General features: G+C 62.9%; 2 protein-coding genes. Both read right to left on the reverse strand.

All coding sequences use genetic code 11. The features are described 5' to 3' along the window. Positions 1-5: 5 nt before the first annotated feature. Positions 6-12,335, reverse strand: a complete 12,330-nt coding sequence (locus tag A462_RS18630) for a non-ribosomal peptide synthase/polyketide synthase (RefSeq protein WP_008434512.1) — start codon at positions 12,333-12,335, stop codon at positions 6-8. Further along, entirely contained in the window at positions 12,335-20,221 is a 7,887-nt protein-coding gene (locus A462_RS18625) for a non-ribosomal peptide synthetase (RefSeq protein WP_008434514.1), read from the reverse strand. Before A462_RS18625 ends, A462_RS18630 begins: the two co-directional genes overlap by 1 nt. Positions 20,222-20,223: the final 2 nt, after the last annotated feature.

A 20,223-nucleotide genomic window follows, 5' to 3' on the forward strand; every position in this document is an offset into this window, starting at 1 on the left:
AATCCTTAAGCCGCTTGTGCCACGCAATGCTCGATCAGCGCCTCCAGTTCGGCCTGGTACTCTCGCATCAACTGTTCGACGGTTTCGGCACGGTAGCGGCGCGTGCTGAAAATACAGCGCATCGCCAGGCGTCCGTCATACACCTGCCCCACCACTTCCAGCCAATTGCCCAGGGCCGCCTGCGGGCTGTAGCAACTGCCATAGCTCTCCTGAGCCGGCACCAGCATCGCCTTGTCATCGAAGCTCTGGTCGAACTGCCCCAGGTAGTTGAAGGTGACACGCGCCTGGGGTGCCAGGCGCAAGGTATCGGCCATCGACACACCGCTCATGTGACGCAGGATGCCGTAGCCCAGGCCCTTGTTCGGTACGGCCGCCAATTGCCGCTGCACCGCACGCACCGAGCTCCCGATATCAGCCCCGGCACCGGGTGCCAGGCGCACCGGGAACATGCTGGTGAACCAGCCCAGGCTGCGGCTCAGGTCGATGTCCTTGACCAGGTCTTCGCGGCCATGGCCTTCGAGCTGGATCAATACCGAAGGCTGCCCGCTCCAGCGGCACAACACCCGGCTCAGCGCGGCGAGCAACACATCGTTGATCTGCGTCTGGTAGACCGCAGGCACTTGCTTGAGCAACTGCTGGGTATGCTCCTGCGACAGGCCCATCAGCGCGACCGACTGGTACTGCACCTGGTTCTTGCCACGCGGGTTATCGCACGGCAGCTCACTGCCCGGCTGGTCGATCTGCTCAAGCCACCAGGCTTGCTCCTGCGCCGAATAATTCGCCGCGTACGCTTGCAGCCCCTCGGCCCAGGCCCGGTAGCTGCTGGTACGAATCGGCAGGGCCGGCGCCTGGCCATTGCGGTAAGCCTCATAAGCGACCTGCAAATCCTGCAGCAGCAAACGCCAGGAAACGGTGTCGATCACCAAATGATGGATCACCATCAATACCCGCACCTGGCCATTGCCCAACGTCACATGAGCGGTACGCCACACCGGCCCGTCTTGCAGGTCCAGGCTGCGCTGTACCTGTTCGGCGTACAGCTCAAGCTCCGCCTCATCGGCCACGGTGTGTTGCCATAACAAGGGCTCAGTGGCCCATTGCGCCTGCATGTCCTCCAGCGGCTGGTAATGCTGGTAATAGCGTGCGCCCACCTCACGAAAGCGCAGGCGCAGGGCGTCGTGCTGCTTCAACATGCAGCGCAATGCCAGCTCCAGCGCCGGCAGATTCAGCGCCTGGCGTGCACGCAGCATCAATGCCTGGTTGTAATGGTGCGGCTCGCTCATACGCTGGTCGAACAGCCACTGCTGGATCGGAATCAGGTTGAACTGGCCCTCGGCGGCCACCTGCGAAACATCCTCGATCAGCGTGGCGACGGTGCTTGAACGCTGCTCGAAAATCGCCTCGATGGTCTGCCCGCGCATCAGGTCCCGCAGCTTGAGGTCCATCTTCAGTTCAGGGTGGTTGCGTACCCGCGAGACGACTTGCAGGCTGAGGATCGAGTCACCGCCCAACTCGAAGAAGTTGTCGGTGATGCCCACGCGCTCCACTTGCAACACATCAGCCCAGACCTGTGCCAGCAGTTGCTCGTCACGAGTACGGCCGGGAACATACTCGCCGCCCTTGAATTCAGGCTCCGGCAAGGCCTGGCGATCCAGCTTGCCGTTGGGCGTGACAGGCAGCGCCGCCATGCAGATGACCTGGGTGGGCACCATGTAATCCGGCAATTGCGCGCGCAAGTCCGCCTTGAGGCGATCACCGATGGCCATGCCATCGGGCGTCACCACATAACCGATCAGTTGCTTGCCCGACGCACTGTCACGGGCGATCACCAACGCGTCACTGACATCGTCCAGTTGCCGCAGGCTCGCCTCGATTTCCCCCAGTTCAATGCGAAAGCCCCGGACCTTGATCTGGTGGTCAATACGCCCGACGTAATCAAGCACACCATCAACACGCTGGCGTACCAGGTCGCCGCTGCGGTAGAGACGATCGCCCGGCGACCCGAACGGGTCCGGCACAAAGCGCTCGGCACTCAGGTCCGGACGACGGTAATAGCCGCGGGCAATGCCCTGACCGCCGATGTAGAGCTCACCGGCAATCCCCGGCGGCAGCGGGTTGAGGTCTTCGTCCAGCACGTACAGCGCGCGCTCGCCGACAGCACGCCCGATCGGCGCATAGGCAGCCTCGCACCGGGTGTCGACCGGGACCTTCCAGAGCATCGGCGTGACCACGGTTTCGGTGGGGCCATAGCCGTTGGTAAAGAACTGTGGACGCAGTGCCGCTTTCACTTGTTCGAAGGTCTGGTCCGGCACCGCATCGCCACCGAAGCAATACACCCGTACCGCGGGTGGTTCCTGTTGGCTATGGGCCGCGTACTCGGCCAACTGCTTGAGGTAGGCCGGCGGGAAACAGGCAATCGTGATGCCGTGTTGATGCAAGGCGTCGAAGGTCTGCTCCGGTGTCCACAGGCTGGCATCGCGGATCACCAGCGTGCCCCCGCTCAATAGCGTACTGAGCCAGCGCTCATGAGCGCCGTCGAAGGCAAACGACATGAAATGCAGCTCGCGGGTGCGCTCATCCATGTCATACAGCCCGGCGATGGCCTGGCAATGCATGCTCATCGGCCCATGCGCCACTGCCACGCCTTTCGGCCGACCGGTGGAGCCCGAGGTATAAATCAAGTAGGCCAGATTGGCGCCCAGCAAACTGCTGGCGGGCGGCGTGTCGCTGTAGCCGGCGCGGTCAAACGTGTCGATGGCCAGCTGCGCCAGGCCTTCCACCGCCGGAAGGCGCGCCTGCACCTGGCTATGGGTCAGCAACAGCGCCATCGCCGAGTCTTGCATCATGAACGCCAGGCGTTCGGGCGGATAGTCGATGTCCAACGGCACATAAGCCGCGCCGCTTTTCATCACCGCCAGTAACGCCACGATCATCTCGACGGAGCGCTCCAGGGCCACCCCGACCACCACTTCCGGCCCAGCCCCCAGCTCGATCAAGCGATGGGCCAGGCCATTGGCTCGACGTTCCAGCTCACCGTAGCTCAGCGAATCGCCCCCACACACCAGTGCCGTCGCCTCGCCACGCGAATCGGCATGGCGTGCGATCAGTTCCGGCAAGAGCTGCGCGTGATAGCTGGCATTCGGCGCCGCACTCCACTGCTCAAAGGCTCGCCACTGCTCGGCCCCAAGGCGCTGAAGGTTGCCCAGGCGCGCCGTCGGCGTAACGATCATGGCCTCGAGGGTGTCTTCCATGCAGCGGCGAATCTGCTCTACCGCCTCGACACTGAAGGCATTGCGCAGGAACAGATATTCGATCGACAACTGTTCGCCGAGATTGACCGCCAGGTCCATCGCAAAGTTGGTCACGTCATGGTTACGCGACTCGCCGAAACTCAGGCCGGTGTCCTGTTGCTCACCCAGGCGCTCATCGATCGGGTAGTTTTCAAACACGATGATGCTGTCGAACAGCCCTTGCCCACCCAGCCCCGACCAGCGCTGGATATCCGCCAGCGGCGCGTGTGCGTACTCACGGATGTCCATGTTGCAGGCCTGCAACGCTTGCAGCCACTGATCCAGCGGCTGCGCGGGTTCCAGGGTCTGGATCACCGGTAGCGTATTGATGAACAGCCCCAGGATGTTGTCGGCATTGGCCAACCCCGCAGGACGGCCAGCCACGGTGGCACCGAACACCACAGTGTTCTGCCCGGTAAAGCGTTGCAGCAACAACAGCCACGCGCCCTGGATCAGCGTGTTGGGGGTGATTTGCAAGGCGCGGCAAGCCTGTTGCAGGCGTGCGGTTTGCACCGCATCCCAACGTGAGTAAAGCGCTTGGTGCCCGGGCAAATCCTCGACATGCCGCGGGAACATCGCCTGGTTCAGCGAAGTGGCCTGCTCCAGCGTTGCAAGACGGCTTCTCCAGAAGCCCTCCAGCGCCCGTTGATCCTGGCGTTGCAGCCATTCGATGAACTCGCGGTAACGACCGTTGCGTGTCGGCACGTGGCCCTGGGCATAAAACTGCATTACCTCGCCAAACAGTCGCGAACTGCTCCAGCCGTCCATCAGGATGTGATGGCAGGTCCAGATCATCTGGTAGCGGTCGTCCTCAAGCCGCAGCAACAGCACACGCTGCAACGGCGCACGGGCCAGATCGAACCCTTGCAGGTAATCAGCCGTTGCGCGCTCGCCGATCGCCTGTTCGCTGATGTCCCGGCCGCGCCAGTCTTCGATCAGCAGCGGCAATTCGGCCTGGCGGTGGACAATTTGCACCGGGGCGCTCAAGCCATCCTGCCAGTGAAAGCTGGTCCGCAGAATGTCCTCACGCTCAATCACCGATTGCCAGGCTGCGGCGAAGCGTTCGGTATCCAGCCCGTGTACCGGCAGGCTGATCTGGTTGATATACAAACCGCTGCTGTCGTCGGCCAGGGTGTGGAACAGCATGCCTTCTTGCATCGGTGACAACGCATAGACGTCTTGCACCTGCGCCACGGGCACCGGCAAGCCGTCAAGGTGCGCCTGGGTCAAACGGGCCAGCGGGAAGTCAGACGGCGTCAGGCCCTGATGCTCTTCGCCGCAGCAATGCTCGATCAGTGCCTGCAACGCGACGCCGTAGGCATCGGCCAATTGCTGGACGGTGGCCTCATCAAAAACGTCGCGGCTGAAGGTCCAGTCCAGGGACAACTGGCCGTTGTACACCCGGCCATCGATGGTCAGCCAGTTGCCCAGCGCCACGTCATCAGCGTGCCCAGCCCCGCTGCCCTCCTCGCTCGGCGCGAATAACGCCTGCTCATCAAAGCTCTGGTCGAACTGGCCGAGGTAGTTGAAGGTAATCCGGGCCTGCGCGAGTTTCGCCAGACGCGAGCGGACATCCTCTGCACCGAGGTAACGCAGCACGCCATAACCCAGGCCCTTGTTCGGCACCGCGCGCAGCTGTTCCTTGATGCCCTTGATGGTGTCTGCCGCGTGCACCGATGGGGTCAATACCACCGGGAACAGGCTGGTGAACCAGCCCAACGTGCGGCTCAGGTCGACGTCGCCGAACAGTTCCTCACGGCCATGGCCTTCCAGTTGCACCAGGCACGCAGGTTGCGCAGTCCACTGGCAAATCACCTGCGCCAGGGCACTGAGCAAAAGGTCGTTGACCTGGGTGCGATAGGCCGACGGTGCCTGCTTGAGCAGGCGCCGAGTCTGTTCTGTATCCAGACGCGTGTTGACCGAATGGCCATGCACCGAAGCCTGGCTGCCCTCAGGCCGCGCCCGTGGCAGTTCCGGCAACGCATGGGCCTGTTGCCCGGTCCAGTAACTCAACTCCCGAGCCAGCCCTTCGCTGTGGGCGTAGCCCTGCAACTGCTCGGCCCACGCCTTGAACGCGGTGGACTTGGGTGGCAACACCACAGGCTGGTTTACCGCCAGCTGCCGGTAGGCCGTTTGCAAGTCTTCCAGCAGCACGCGCCACGACACACCGTCCATCACCAGATGGTGAATCGCCAGATGCAGGCGCGAACTGCCGTCCTGCACTGCGATCAGGCTGCAACGCAGCAGCGGGCCGTGTTGCAGGTCGAGGCTGCGTTGCGCCTGGTTGGCAATGGCGATGATCTCATCGGCGTTCTCTGCCTGGCGCTGCCAGAGGCCTACCGGTTGTGCGCCGACGGCCTCATGGCTGGCCTGCCAGGTACCATCGCCCGATTGCACGAAGCGCAAGCGCAAGGCGTCATGATGGGCCACCACGTGCTCAAGGGCCTGCTGCAGACATGCGCCGTCCAATGGCTCGCGCGGGGTCAGCATCAGCGACTGGTTCCAGTGGTCACGGTGCGCCATGTCATTGGCGAAGAACCAGTGCTGCATCGGAACCAGATGGCTGTCACCGCTGACCGGCCCCTGATCGATCGTTGCGGCTTGATCGGCGCTCGCAGCCCGGGCCAGCGCCTGGATGTTCTGGTGCAGGAACAGGTCCTTGGGGGCCAGGCCGATTCCCTGCTGACGTGCACGGCTGACCACTTGAATCGAATTGATCGAGTCACCGCCCAAGGCGAAGAAGTTATCGGCAGTGCCCACCCGGGCCACGCCGAGCACGGCTTGCCAGATCTCGACCAGGGCACTTTCGACTGCATTGGCGGGAGCCACGAAGTCCTGCTGTACCTCAGCCATGTCTGGCACCGGGAGAGCCTTGCGGTCGAGTTTGCCGTTGGGGCTCAGGGGCATTTTTTCCAGCGGCGTCAGGTGCGTCGGCACCATGTGTTCCGGCAGGGTCTGGCGCAGATGCGCAGTCAGCGCCTCGCGCAGTGCCGGCCAGTCGCTGGCGGCGCCAGGCTGGGTAACGACGTAGCCACTCAGGGCTTTGCCGTTGCGGCTGTCCTGCGCCACCACCACGGCTTCGCGCACGGCCCCGTGCTCCAGCAGACGGGCCTCGATTTCACCCAGCTCGATACGAAAGCCGCGGATTTTCACCTGATGGTCGATACGGCCAATGTAATCAATCACCCCGTCAACGCGGTAACGGGCCAAGTCGCCCGTGCGGTACAGCCGTTCACCCGCGACAAACGGGCTTGCCACGAATCGTTCGGCCGTCAGCTCAGGGCGACGGTGGTACCCACGCGCCAGTCCCTGGCCGCTGAGGTACAGTTCGCCGTTGACGCCGCAGGGCACCGGGTTGAGCTCGGCGTCGAGAATGTAGGTCATCAAGTTCGCAATCGGCTCGCCGATGGGCACGGCGTCACGGCCCTCGTCACGACAGGTCCAGTGGGTGACATCAATTGCGGCTTCGGTAGGGCCGTAGAGATTGAACAGCCCCGCGCCCGGCAGCTTGGCGAAGACCTGCTGCTGCGCATCGATCGGCAACGCTTCGCCACTGCAAACGATACGGGTGAGGCTGGTGCAGCGGCTGACATTGGCATCCAGCACGAACGCTTGCAGCATCGACGGGACGAAATGCAGGGTAGTAATGCCTTCGCGCTCGATCAATTGGACCAGCTTCTGTGGATCGCGATGATCCCCAGGCGACGCCACGACCAAGCGGACGCCGGTCATAAGCGGCCAGAAAAACTCCCAGACGGACACATCGAAGCTGAACGGCGTTTTTTGCAGCACGCGGTCGTCGGCGTGCAACCCGTAGGCCTGTTGCATCCAGCACAACCGGTTGGTCAGGGCACCGTGGCTGTTGCCAGCCCCTTTGGGTTTGCCGGTGGATCCGGAGGTGTAAATCACATAGGCGAGGTTTTGCGCGACGGCCCGCGACTCGGGGTTGCCTTGCGCCTCACCGGCCAGCCAGGCATCGTCACCATCGAGTATCAGCGTGCGCACCCGTTCCGGCAGCGGCAAGGTTGCGACCAGTGCTTGCTGGGTCAGCAACCATTCGATGCCGCTGTCGTCGATCATGTAGGACAGGCGTTCCGGCGGGTATTCCGGGTCCAGCGGTACATAGGCGCCGCCGGCCTTCAGGATCGCCAACAGGCCCACCACCATTTCCAGGCTGCGGTGCAGTGCAATGCCCACCAGCACATCGGGGCCTACGCCACGCGCGATCAAGGCGTGAGCCAATCGGTTGGCCCGCGCGTTGAGCTGGGCATAGGTCAGCGACTGCCCCTCGAACACCAACGCCACGGCATGTGGGGCCCGCTCCACCTGGGCTTCGATCAAGTGGTGCACCGGCTGGTGGTTCGGGTAGTGGGCGAACGTGCGGTTCCAGTCCTCAACCATCATCCGGCGCTGCACCGCATCGAGCATCGGTAATTCGGCGATGCGCTGGGTGGGGTTGGCCACAATCGCGCGCAGCAGGTTCAGCCAGTGTTCGCCCAGGCGTGCGACGGTGGCTGGCTCAAACAAGTCAGAGGCATAGGACAGTGCGGCACTGATGCCTTCGCTGTACTCGAACGTATCCAGGGAGAGGTCGAACTGCACGCTGCCCGAATCCCAGGTCAATTGCTCCAGGCTCAACCCCGGCAGTTCAATCGCCTCGCGACGAGCATCACTGGCATGGTTGAACATGGCCTGGAACAATGGCGTATGGCTCAGGTTGCGTGCAGGTGCAAGCAGCTCCACCAGTTGCTCGAACGGCAGGTCCTGATGGGCCTGTGCTCCCAGTACCCGCTGCTTGACCTGATGAAGCAATTGGTCAAAGCGCAGGTGCCCCTCAATGTCGGCCCGGAGTACCTGGGTGTTGACGAAGAAACCCAGCATCCCTTCGGTTTCCAGGCGATTGCGGTTGGCAATCGGTACCCCGACGCGAATATCCTGCTGCCCGCTGTAGCGGTGCAACAAGGTCTGGAAGCCGGCCAGCAGCAGCATGAACAGTGTGGTGTTTTGCTGCTGCGCCAGGCGCTTGAGACTCTCGGCCAGGGACGGCTCGAGGGTGATCGGCAGCCGGGCCCCACGATAGCTTTGCTGAACCGGACGTGGATGGTCGGTTGGCAGTTCAAGGACCGGTTGCTCGCCGCCCAACTGTTCTGTCCAGTAGCTGAGCTGACGTTGCTGCTCACCCGCCGCCAGCCACTGACGCTGCCACTGTGCGTAATCGGCATACTGGATCGGCAGTGCCGCCAACGCCGCCGGTTGGCCTTGACTGAAGCCGCGGTATAACTGCATCAGCTCATCGATCATGACCCGCATCGACCAGGCATCCGACACGATGTGGTGCTGGGTCAGGATCAGCACGTGATCTTCAGCGCCCAGTTGCAACAGCTTGACCCGCAGCAACGGCCCACGCTGCAGATCAAAGAGTTGGCGGGTTTCAGTTTCAATCAAGCCGCGCAGGCCAGGGTCATCCAGCCCGGCAGCCGCCGACTCAAGCGCAATCGCCACCGGTGCCGGCGCGTCGACCCGTTGTACGGGACGCTCGTTCTCCAGCACAAACCGGGTACGCAAGCTCTCATGACGCGCCACCAGGGCGTCAAAACACTGTTGCAAGGCCGCCAGGTCAAGGTGTCCGCGCAAACGCAGGGCCGCGGGAATATGGTAGGCGCTGCTGGTGGGCTCCAATTGCCACAAAAACCATTGCCGTTGCTGGGCATATGACAGGGCAAGCGGCTGGTCGCGTGCAACGCGCGGGATGGCCTGTTCAGGAGTCAACGATGCCGGGGCCATCGCCTCGACAAATGCTTGCAAGGTGTTATGGGCGAACAGCAGGCGCAAAGGCACCTGGACTTGCAGTTGCTGGCGAATCCGCGAAACCATTTGGGTCGCCAGCAGCGAATGGCCGCCCAGCTCGAAAAAGTTGTCACTCAGGCCAACCCGCGGCACGTTGAGCACCTCGGCCCAGATCGCCGCCACCGCTTGCTGCACCGGTGTCTGCGCAGCCACGTAGGTTTTCTGCCATTGGCTGGCATCGGGCTTGGGCAGTTGCCTGCGGTCCAGCTTGCCATTGGGGGTCAGCGGGAACCTTGGCAACAGCACCATATGCGCCGGCACCATGTAGTCGGGCAAGTTGGCCTTGAGCCGGGCGTTCAGGCTGTCGCGCAGGCGACCCTGGCCGTCGGCATCCAGGCCCTGCCATTCGGCGGCGGGGACCACATACGCCACCAACGCCTGGCCGCCCGGGGCATCCTGGGCCAGTACCGCGGCTTCACGTACAGCGTCCTGCTCCAGCAGGCGCGCTTCGATTTCCCCGAGCTCGATGCGGAAACCGCGAATTTTCACCTGATGGTCGATCCGCCCCAGGTATTCGAGGATACCGTCCGGGCGCTGACGTGCGAGGTCGCCGGTGCGGTAAAGCCGCTCGCCGGTGCTGGAAAACGGATGGGGAACAAAACGTTCGGCGGTCAATCCCGGGCGCTGGAAGTAACCCCGCGCCAGGCCGTCCCCGCCGATCAGCAATTCGCCGGCAACACCATAGGGCACCGGCATCAGGTCTGCACCGACGATGTACAGCGATGTGTTGTCGATTGGCCCGCCCAGCCAAGGTTGCGCAGCCTGCGGACGCAGCCGGTGCAACGCCGACCAGACCGTGGTTTCCGTCGGGCCATAGAGATTCCAGACTTCACCGCCAAGGCCAAGCATGCGCACCGCCAGTTCCTGGGGCAACGCCTCGCCGCCGCACAGGCACGTGCACCCCTGGAGCACGTGGGCCTGTTCATTGTCGAGCAACATGCGCCAGGTCGAGGGAGTTGCCTGCACCACGTTGACCTGTTCGGCGTCGATCAGGGCCAGCACTGCGTACGGGTCCTGCGCCACCTCCTGGCCGGTCAGCACGATGCACGCGCCGACCATCAGGGGTACGTAGATTTCCAGGCCGAAAATATCAAACGAGAACGTGGTCAGTGACAACGCCCGATCCTGGGCGGTCATGCCCGGCACCCTGGCCATGCTTGCGACAAAGTTGGTCAGGGCGCCATGTCGCACCATCACCCCTTTCGGCTGGCCGGTGGAGCCAGACGTGTAGATGACATAAGCCAGGTGCTCCGGATCCAGCCGGGTTGGCAGATCGTCACCGGCATGGCCGTCAAGCCAATTGCCCGGTTGATCCAGCACCAGCGTAGTGACCGTGTCAGGCACCGGGATCTGGCTGAGCAGTGAATGTTGGGTCAGCAACAGGTCGATGCCACTGTCCTCAATCATGTAGGCGAGGCGATCCTGCGGGAACGCGGGATCGAGGGGCAGATAGGCGCCGCCGGCCTTGAGGATTGCCAACAACCCGATCAGCATGTGCGGGCTGCGTTCGACGGCAATGCCCACCAGCACACCCGCGCCCACCCCGTGACGTTGCAGCTCCACCGCCAACTGATTGGCCCGGGTATTGAGTTGCCCGTAGCTCAAGCGCTGGCCATTGATGACCAGCGCCTGCGCCTCCGGCGAGCGGGCCACCTGTGCCTCGAACAATCGATGAACATAACCCGCCTGCGGGGTGGCTACCGACGTGCGGACGCAATCGTCGAGCTGCGCTTGGCGCTGTTCAGCGTCAAGCAACGGCAGCTCACCGATGCTTTGTGCCGGGTTCGCGATGATTGCCTGCAGCAGGTTTTGCCAGTGCCCGGCCATCCGCGCAACCGTGTCTGCACCGAACAGATCCGTGGCATAGATCAGCGCCGCAGACAGCCCATCGGGGCGCTCCATGGTTTCCAGGGTCAAGTCGAACTGTGCACTATGGGTATCCCAGCGCAGCCCCTCGACCTTCAATTCACCGGCCGGCCCCTCGCCCGCCGGGCCTTGGGTCTGGTGGTTGAACATCACTTGAAACAGCGGGCTGTGGCTCAGGTTGCGTTGCGGCTGCAAGGCTTCCACCAGTTGCTCGAACGGCAGGTCCTGATGCGCCTGGGCATCCAGCGCAGTCTGCTTGACCTGTTGCAGCAAGGCACTGAAGGAGCCCTGGCTGTCGACCTCACTCTTGAGCACTTGGGTGTTGACGAAAAAGCCGATCAACCCCTCGGTCTCCACCCGGTTACGGTTCGCGGTCGGCACGCCAACCCGAATGTCGTTCTGCCCGCTGTAGCGATGCAGCAAGGCCTGGTAGGAGGCCAGCAGGATCATGAACAGACTGACCCCTTCGCGCTGGGCCATCTGCTTGAGGCCACAGGCCAGCGCGGTGTCGATATCCAACTCCAGCCGGGCACCGCGATAGCTCATCACGGCCGGGCGCGCAACGTCAGTCGGGAGCTCAAGCACCGGCTGCTCGCCGCCCAGTTGCGCGGTCCAGTATTGCAACTGCCGCTCCCGCTCGCCGGCCTCCATCCAGTGCCGCTGCCAGATGGCGTAGTCGCTGTATTGAATCGGCAACGCTGGCAGTTCCAGGCTCAACCCTCGACTGAACGCGGCGTAACCCTTGACCAACTCCTCGACCATTACCTGCATCGACCAGCCATCGGAAACGATGTGGTGCAAGGTGACAATCAGCACATGGTCATCCGCGCCCAGTTGCAACAGGCACGTACGCAACAAGGGCCCCTGCTGCAAGTCGAACAGCCGGCGCGTCTCGTCTTCGATCAAATGCCGCAGTTGCGCCGCATCCGGCACCTGGGCCAGAGGCTGCACCTGCAGACTTACCGGTGCAGCCTCCTGCACTTGCTGCACCACTTGCTCGCCGTGCACCACGAAGGTGGTACGCAGGCTCTCATGGCGCGCGACCAGCGCACTGAAACTCTGTTGCAGCGCCGCAATGTCCAATGGACCGCGCAAGCGCAGGGCCGTAGGCATGTGATAAGCCGCGCTTTCCGGGTCCAGCTGCCACAAGAACCATTGACGCTCCTGGGCAAAGGACAATGACAACGTGTCGAACTCGGCACTGACAGGCGGAATCGGCAGGTTCGCCGGGGAAACGTCCTCTTCGAGCATTTTCTGCAGGTAAAGACGGCGTTTTTCCAGCGGCAGCGTTATGAAGCGCCTGGCAATACGTTGTGCGACAGCGGTGTCCATCAAACCTCCTCGAATTCATCAAGCAGCGCTTCAAGCTTGCTCAATTTTGACGTGCTCATTGACGTGCCGGTCTGCTCCAGTTGCGCGACAAACGCACCGAGGACCGGAAATTGGAATATCAATTGGGGCGTTAACTTCATGCCCAGTTCGAGCTGCAGGCGCGACACCACATTCACCACCAGCAGCGAATGCCCGCCCAGCTCGAAGAAATCATCCGCCAGACCGACCTGCTCAACGTTGAGCACGCCTTGCCAGATGGCCGCGACCTTGCATTCCAGATCGCTTTGCGGCGCCAGGTAAGCCGAATGCAGCGCGCGGTTATCCGGCGCGGGCAGTGCCTTGCGGTCGAGTTTGCCGTTGGGTGTAAGCGGCAGTTGATCGAGGAAGACCAGATGGGTGGGCACCATGAAGTCCGGCATCTGTTGTGCCAGCCGCGCCTTGAGCTGTTCACTCAAGCGCGCCTCGGCCGCCCTATCCAGGCTGCTGTCCTGGCTGACAAGCCAACCCACCAGGCTCGTGCCGGTCGCCGTTTCCCGAGCCAGCACTACCGCATCTCGTACTTCAGGTTGAGCGTGGAGGCGGGCTTCGATTTCACCCAGCTCAATGCGCAGGCCACGGATTTTCACCTGATGGTCAATCCGGCCGATGTATTCGATTACGCCATTTTCGGCGTGGCGCACCAGGTCGCCGGTGCGATACAGGCGTGCAGCGGCCGACTCGCCAAACGGATCGGGAACGAAGCGCTCGGCGGTCAGCCCTGGACGCTGGTGATAACCACGGGCCAGGGATTCACCACCGATGTACAACTCGCCAATCGCCCCCACGGCGCAAGGCTGCAAGGCGCCGTCCAGCACATAGGTGCATACGTTGTTGATCGGACGACCGATGGCGATGATTCGCCCGTCGTCTTCGACAGTGGCCGCCACGGCATGGCTGCTGGTATCAATCGTGGCCTCCGTGGGGCCATAAAGATTGCGCAGCTCGCCATCGAAGAGGCCCAGGACCTGGCGGGAAAGGTGCGCACTCAGCGCTTCGCCGCCGCACAGCAGCAGGCGCAAGGAGGCCAGGTGTTCACGGGTCGCCAGCGGCAACAGCGCCTGCAGCAACGATGGCGCCATTTGCAGCACACTGATCCCCCAACGCTCCACCTCGACCCACAAGGTGGTCAAGTCCAGGTTCAATTGCGGCGCGGCCAATACCAGTTGCGCGCCGCTCATCAGTGGCAACCAGAACTCCCACACCGAGGCGTCGAAACTGATGGCGGTCTTCTGCAGGACACGGTCACTGTGATTCAGCTTCAGGCAACCCTGCATCCATTCCATATGGTTGCTCAGGGCGCCATGGCGAATCGTCACGCCTTTGGGTTTCCCGGTGGAACCGGAGGTATAGATCACATAGGCGAGGTTCTGGCTGTCGACGGTTACCGAAGGCTCATGCTCGCCGTAGCCATCGAACCGCTCGGGCAGTGCGTCCAGCAGCAGGCAGTCCACGGCCACGTCAGCGAAGTACGGCTGTACGCTGGTTTCGGTCAACAGCAAGGCAATGCCGCTGTCCTCGACCATGTACATCAAGCGATCCTGTGGATAAGCGGGGTCCAGCGGTACATAGGCACCACCGGCCTTGAGGATCGCCAGTAGCCCGACGACCATCTGCACGCTGCGCGGCATGCACAGCCCCACCAACACGTCCGGGCCTACACCCCGCTCGATCAACGCATGAGCCAGGCGATTGGCGCGCAGGTTGAGCTGGGCATAGGTCAGCGACGCTTGATCGGCCAACAGGGCCGGCGCATCAGGCGTGCGTCGAGCCTGGGACTCGAACCATTGATGAACGTGGCGTGGGTCGGTGGCCGGCACTGCCGTGGCATTCCAGTCGCGCAACAGCACGGTGCGCGTCGCCGCGCCAACCAGGTCGATATCGCCCAGGCTACGGTCGGCGGCCAGGCTCACCATCTGTGCGAGCACGTGCTCCACCTGCTCAGCCAGGCGCTGGATTGTATGTGTATGGAACGCAGCATGGGCATAAGTGAAGTGCAGGCTCAGGGTCTCATTGAGATTAACGGCCAGGGTCAACGGGAAATTAGTCTGTTCCTGATTACCCACCGTGCCGAAGCTCAGGCCTGACGGTGCCTGCGCTTGCAGGGCCTCGGCCAGCGGGTAGTTTTCGAACACCAGCAGCGTGTCGAACAGGCCTTCACCGCCCTGCCCGGCCCAGCGCTGAATCTCGAACAGCGGCGTGTGTTCATGCTCGCGCAACGCAACGTTGCGGGCCTGAAGCTGTTGCAGCAGGCTGGTGACCGATTGTTCCGGCCGGGGGCTGGCAATCACCGGCAAGGTATTGATGAACAGGCCTATCTGCTGTTCGACGCCTTTGAGTTCGCCGGGGCGTCCGGACACCGTGGCGCCGAAGGCCACCGTGTCATGCCCGGTGTAATGTTGCAGGAGCAGCAACCAGGCCGCCTGGACCACGGTATTGAGGGTGACCTTTTGCTGGCGGGCGAATTCGCCCAGGCGCTGGGTCTGCTGTTGGGACAGTGAGTGATACAGGCTGGCATGGCTGGTTTCGACAGCCGGCTGCGGCGCGGCGAAACGGTTTTCGGCGAGGCGCGTCGGCGCGTCGAGCGCGTGCAGTTGCGCACGCCAGAACGTTTCACTGGCCTTGGCATCACGCCCTTGCAGCCAGGCGATGTAGTCACGATAGCGGCCCGCCGGGCGCGGCAGCACCTGGCCATCGTAACGTTGCAACACCTCGCCCAGCAGCTGCGAGTTGCTCCAGCCGTCCATCAGAATGTGGTGATGGGTATAAATCAGGTGATAACGCTGTTCAGCGGTCTTGACCAGCACCAGCCGCAGCAGCGGCGCGAGGGCGAGGTCGAAACCCTGGTCGCGCTCGCTGGACGCCAACTCGACGAGGGCCTGCGGGGCATCCGTGCGTGTGCTCCAATCCAGCGCGGTGAAGGGTACGCGCACCTGTTTATGCACCACCTGCACCGGTTGCTCGCTGCCTTCCCAGATGAAACTGCTGCGCAAAATGTCATGGGCGTCGACCGCCGCCTGCCAGGCATCTTCGAAACGCTGTGGGTCGAGACCGTCGATGTCCAGGCACATCTGATTGATGTACTGACCGCTGCCGTGTTCGTACAAGCTGTGGAACAGCATGCCCTGCTGCATCGGCGCCAGCGGGTAGATGTCATCCACCGAACGGGCGGCGAGGCCCAGGTTATCGAGCTGCGGTTGGGTAAAGCTGGCCAGCGGGAAGTCGGAAGGCGTCATGCCATGGTTTGCAGGATCGCAGCAATGACCGATCAACAGAGCCAGTTCCACGGCATAATCGTCGGCCAGTTGCTGGATGGTGGCCTGCTCGAACTGTTGGTGGCTGAACGTCCAGCCCAGGCTCAGTGCGCCATCAAATACCCGCCCGTTGAGGCTCAGCCAATTGCCCAGGGGCGCCATCGCGCTTTGCTCTTCACCGGCGCTTTCGCTGGCCGGGCTGAACAACGCGCCCTGTTCCTTATCGAAGCTGGCGTCGAACTGCCCCAGGTAGTTGAAGGTAATGCGCGGCACCGGCAGCGCTTGCAAGGCTGACCGGCTGGCCTCGTCACCGAGGAAGCGCAGCGCGCCGAAACCCACCCCCTTGTCCGGGATCGATCGCAACCCTTGCTTGATCGACTTGATCGAGTCCCCGAGTGCCGCCGCCGGCGACAACTGGACCGGGAACATACTGGTGAACCACCCCACGGTGCGCGTCAGGTCGATGTTGGCAAACAACTCTTCGCGACCATGGCCTTCAAGCTGGATCAAGGTACTTGCATGCCCGGTCCAACGGCAGACCACCCGCGCCAGGGCGGTCAGCAACAGGTCGTTGACCTGAGTGCGATAGGCGGCTGGCGCTTCCTGCAGCAGTTGCCGCGTCAGGTGTTTGTCCAGACGCGTATGAACAGTGACGGCCTGGCCGTTCTGTGGGCTCGCCTCGGGGTTGAGGCACGGCAGGTCAGCCGGCGCACCTTGCAGTTGCGCCTGCCAGTAGGCCAACTGCTGCTGCAATTGCGCGCTGCGTGCATGCGCTTGCAACTGTTCGGCAAACGTCTTGACCGAGCTGGTCTTGGCCGGCAATTGCAAGGCTTGCCCGGCGAGCAATTGGTTGTAGGCCGTTTGCAGGTCGTCGAACAGAATCCGCCACGACACACCGTCCACCGCCAGGTGATGGATCACCAGCAACAGCCGCTGGGTGCCATCGTCCAGGGTCGCCAACACGGCGCGCAGCAAGGGTCCGGTTTGCAGGTTCAGGCTGCGCTGGGCTTGATTGGCCAGCACTTCCAGCGCGCCAGCATCGGCCACCGGGCGCACCCATAACAGATCATTGCGCATCGATGCGTCGCGATGGCTGGCACTCCAGCCTTCGGCGCTTTCGTTGAACATCACCCGCAACGCATCGTGATGCAGCACCAGCGCCTGCAATGCTTGCTCCACCAGCGCCGCTTGCAGCGCACGGGCCGGTTGCAGCAGCACCGACTGGTTGTAGTGATGACGCTGCGGGATGGCGTCGGCAAAGTAAGCCTGTTGAATCGGTAGCAGCAACGCCGGGCCCTGCACCGCAGCCTGATCGATTACCTGCACCGGGTCACCGGTCTGCGCGACAGTCGCCAATGCCTGCACCGTCTGGTGCTGGAACAGGTCTTTTGGACTAAAGCGCATGCCGGACTGCCGGGCGCGGCTGACCACTTGAATCGAGATAATCGAGTCGCCACCCAGTTCGAAGAAGTTGTCGGTGAGGCCAACCCGYTCCAGTTTCAGCACGTCTTGCCAGACGGTTGCGATTTGCTGTTCCAGCGCGCTTTGCGGCGCCACGTAYTCGTGCTGTACCTGGCTTGCGTCCGGCTGCGGCAGGGCCTTGCGGTCGAGCTTGCCGTTGGCGGTCAGTGGCCATTCATTCAGGAACAGCAGGTGCGTCGGTACCATGTAGTCCGGCAGGTCCGCTTTCAACTGCGCCTTGAGGGCGCCTGCATCCTCGGCACCTTGCGCCGGGATCACGTAAGCCACCAATTGCTGGCCGTTCAGCCCTTCCTGGGCCAAGACCACGGCTTCGCGCACCGCCGCCAGGGCGTTCAGGCGCGCTTCAATTTCACCCAGTTCGATACGAAAGCCACGGATTTTCACCTGATGGTCAATCCGGCCGATGTACTCGATCACCCCGTCGCTGCGGTATTGCGCCAGGTCACCGGTGCGGTACAACCGCGCACCGCTTTCGCCGAACGGGTCGGGAATAAAACGCAGTGCCGTCAGGTCGCCACGCTTCAGGTAGCCCCGGGCCAGGCCGGCGCGGCCAACATACAGTTCACCGATGCAGCCTTTGGCCACCGGGTTCAGTTCACCGTCGAGCAGGTACCACGACAGGTCGGCTATCGGTTCGCCAATCGGACTGCTGGCGTCCAGCTCGAGATCAGCCACCGACAGCGGACGGTAGGTGACGTGCACCGTGGTTTCGGTGATGCCGTACATGTTGATCAGCTGTGGCGCGCTGTCGCCAAACCGTTCGAACCATGGGCGCAGGCTCTTGACGTCCAGCGCCTCGCCGCCGAATACCACGTAGCGCAGGGCATTGGCCCGGGAGTCGGTACAAGCCACGTGCATCAACTGCTTGAACGCCGACGGCGTCTGGTTGAGCACCGTGACGCCCGCGTCGCACAACAAGTCGAGGAATTCCTGGGGCGAGCGGCTGACGTCGTACGGCACGATCAGCAGTTCGCCACCGTGCAGCAGTGCACCGAAAATTTCCCAGACCGAGAAGTCGAAAGCATAGGAGTGAAACAGGCTCCAGACGTCCTGCGGGCCGAAGCCGAACCACGGTTCAGTGGCCGCGAACAGACGCAGGATATTGTGGTGCGCGAGCAAGGTGCCTTTGGGATTGCCGGTGGAACCGGAGGTGTAGATCACGTAGGCGAGGTTCGAAGGATCCACGACGACTTGCGGGTCGCTGTCGGCAAAGGCGCTGACGTCGGTATCCAGCAGCAGGGTTTTCACGCCGTCAGGCACCGGTAATTGACCAGCCAGCGACGCCTGGGCCAGCAGCAGCTGGATGCCGCTGTCTTGCATCATGTAGGCCAGGCGGTCCTGCGGGTAGGTTGGGTCGAGCGGCACATAGGCGCCGCCGGCCTTGAGGATCGCCAGCAGGCCGACGATCATCTCGATACCCCGCTCCGCGGCCAGGCCCACAAGCACGTCCGGCCCCACGCCGTGAGCGATCAACTGATGCGCACGGCGGTTGGCCTGGGCATTCAGTTCGGCGTAGGTCAGGGTCTGGCCGTTGCAACGCAGGGCCACGGCGTCAGGCCGTTGACGGGCCTGCTCGGCGATCAGTTGATGGGCGCAGGTGTCGCTTGGGAAGCTGCGCGGGCCGGGGTTCCACTGGGCGATGTTGTGCTGTTGCTCGGTCGCGTCCAGCAGCGGCAATTCCCCGATGCGCCGTTGCGGATCGGCGACGATACCTTGCAGCAGGTTCAGCCAGTGAGCGGCCAGGCGTTCGATGGTGCCAGTGTCGAATAAATCAGTGGCATAGGTGAATGTGGCGGCCAATGCGCCCTGGGTCTCGTGCGTGCCAAGGGTCAGATCGAATTGCGCCGTGTGCGAGCTCCAATCCAGGCTCTCGACATGCAAGCCTGGCAGTTGCAACGCTTGGGCGGCATCGCCGCTCTGGTGATTGAACATCACCTGGAACAACGGACTGTGGCTCATGTGTCGGTCCGGTGCGAGGGCTTGCACCAATTGCTCGAACGGCAAATCCTGGTGAGCCTGGGCGCCCAGCGAAGCCTGCTTGACCTGCGCCAGCAATTGATCGAAAGGCATTGCCCCCTGAATCCGCGCATCCAGCACCTGGGTATTGACGAAGAAACCAATCAGGCCTTCGGTTTCAAGACGGTTGCGGTTGGCCACCGGCACGCCCACGCGGATGTCCGACTGGCCGCTGTAACGGTGCAGCAATACCTGGAATGAGGCGAGCAACAGCATGAACAAGGTGCAGCCTTCGCGCTGGGCCACGCGCTTGAGGCGTTCGGTCAGCCCGGCATCGATGGCGAGGTCCAGCCGCGCACCGCGGTAACTCTGCACCGCCGGACGGGCGCGGTCAGCAGGCAAAGGCAGCACTTCACCGCCATCACCCAGGCGTTCGGTCCAGTAACCCAATTGCCGCGCAAGCTCGCCGGCTTCCATCCATTTGCGCTGCCAGATCGCATAGTCGGCGTATTGAATCGGCAGCGCCTGCAGGTCCGGCGCCTGGCCGGTGCTGTGGGCAGCATAGAGTTTGACCAGGTCGTGAACCATGATCTGCGCCGATGCGCCGTCACAAATGATGTGGTGCTGGGTGAGCACCAGCACGTGGTCGTCCGGTGCCAGTTGCAACAGCTTGACCCGCAACAGCGGGCCCTGCTGCAAGTCGAACAGCGCAGTGATTTCAGTGTCAATCAACGCCTTGAGCGCTGCGGCGTCCGGCACCGCTTCCAGCACCACCGTCGTGACCGGCAGGCTCAGGCATGCGTGCGCAACCTGCAGCGGCCCTTCCGGCCCGTCGACAAACACCGTACGCAGCACCTCATGGCGCTCCAGCAATGCATCGAAGCTGCGCTGCAACGCCGGCACGTCCAGTGCACCGCGCAACCGCAGCGCCGTCGGCACATGGTAGGCCGCGCTGTGAGGGTCCAACTGCCAGAGGAACCACTGGCGCTCCTGGGCGTAGGACAGGCCGATATGCTCGAACTCGTCACGCATCGCCGGAATCGGCAACGCGGCAAAACTCATGTTTTTGCTGTGCAGCTTTTGCAGGAACGCTTGCCGTTGGGCGAGCGGCAAACGGATGAATCGCTGAACCAGAGACAGGTTATCGAGCTGAGTCATTT

Source organism: Pseudomonas sp. Ag1 (assembly GCF_000278565.1).
In the GTDB taxonomy this organism is placed as follows: Bacteria; Pseudomonadota; Gammaproteobacteria; order Pseudomonadales; family Pseudomonadaceae; genus Aquipseudomonas.

What these genes read in the sequence shown, in the direction of transcription:
- A462_RS18630 (WP_008434512.1), bottom strand. Translation starts at nt 12,335, where the DNA reads ATGGACACCGCTGTCGCACAACGTATTGCCAGGCGCTTCATAACGCTG.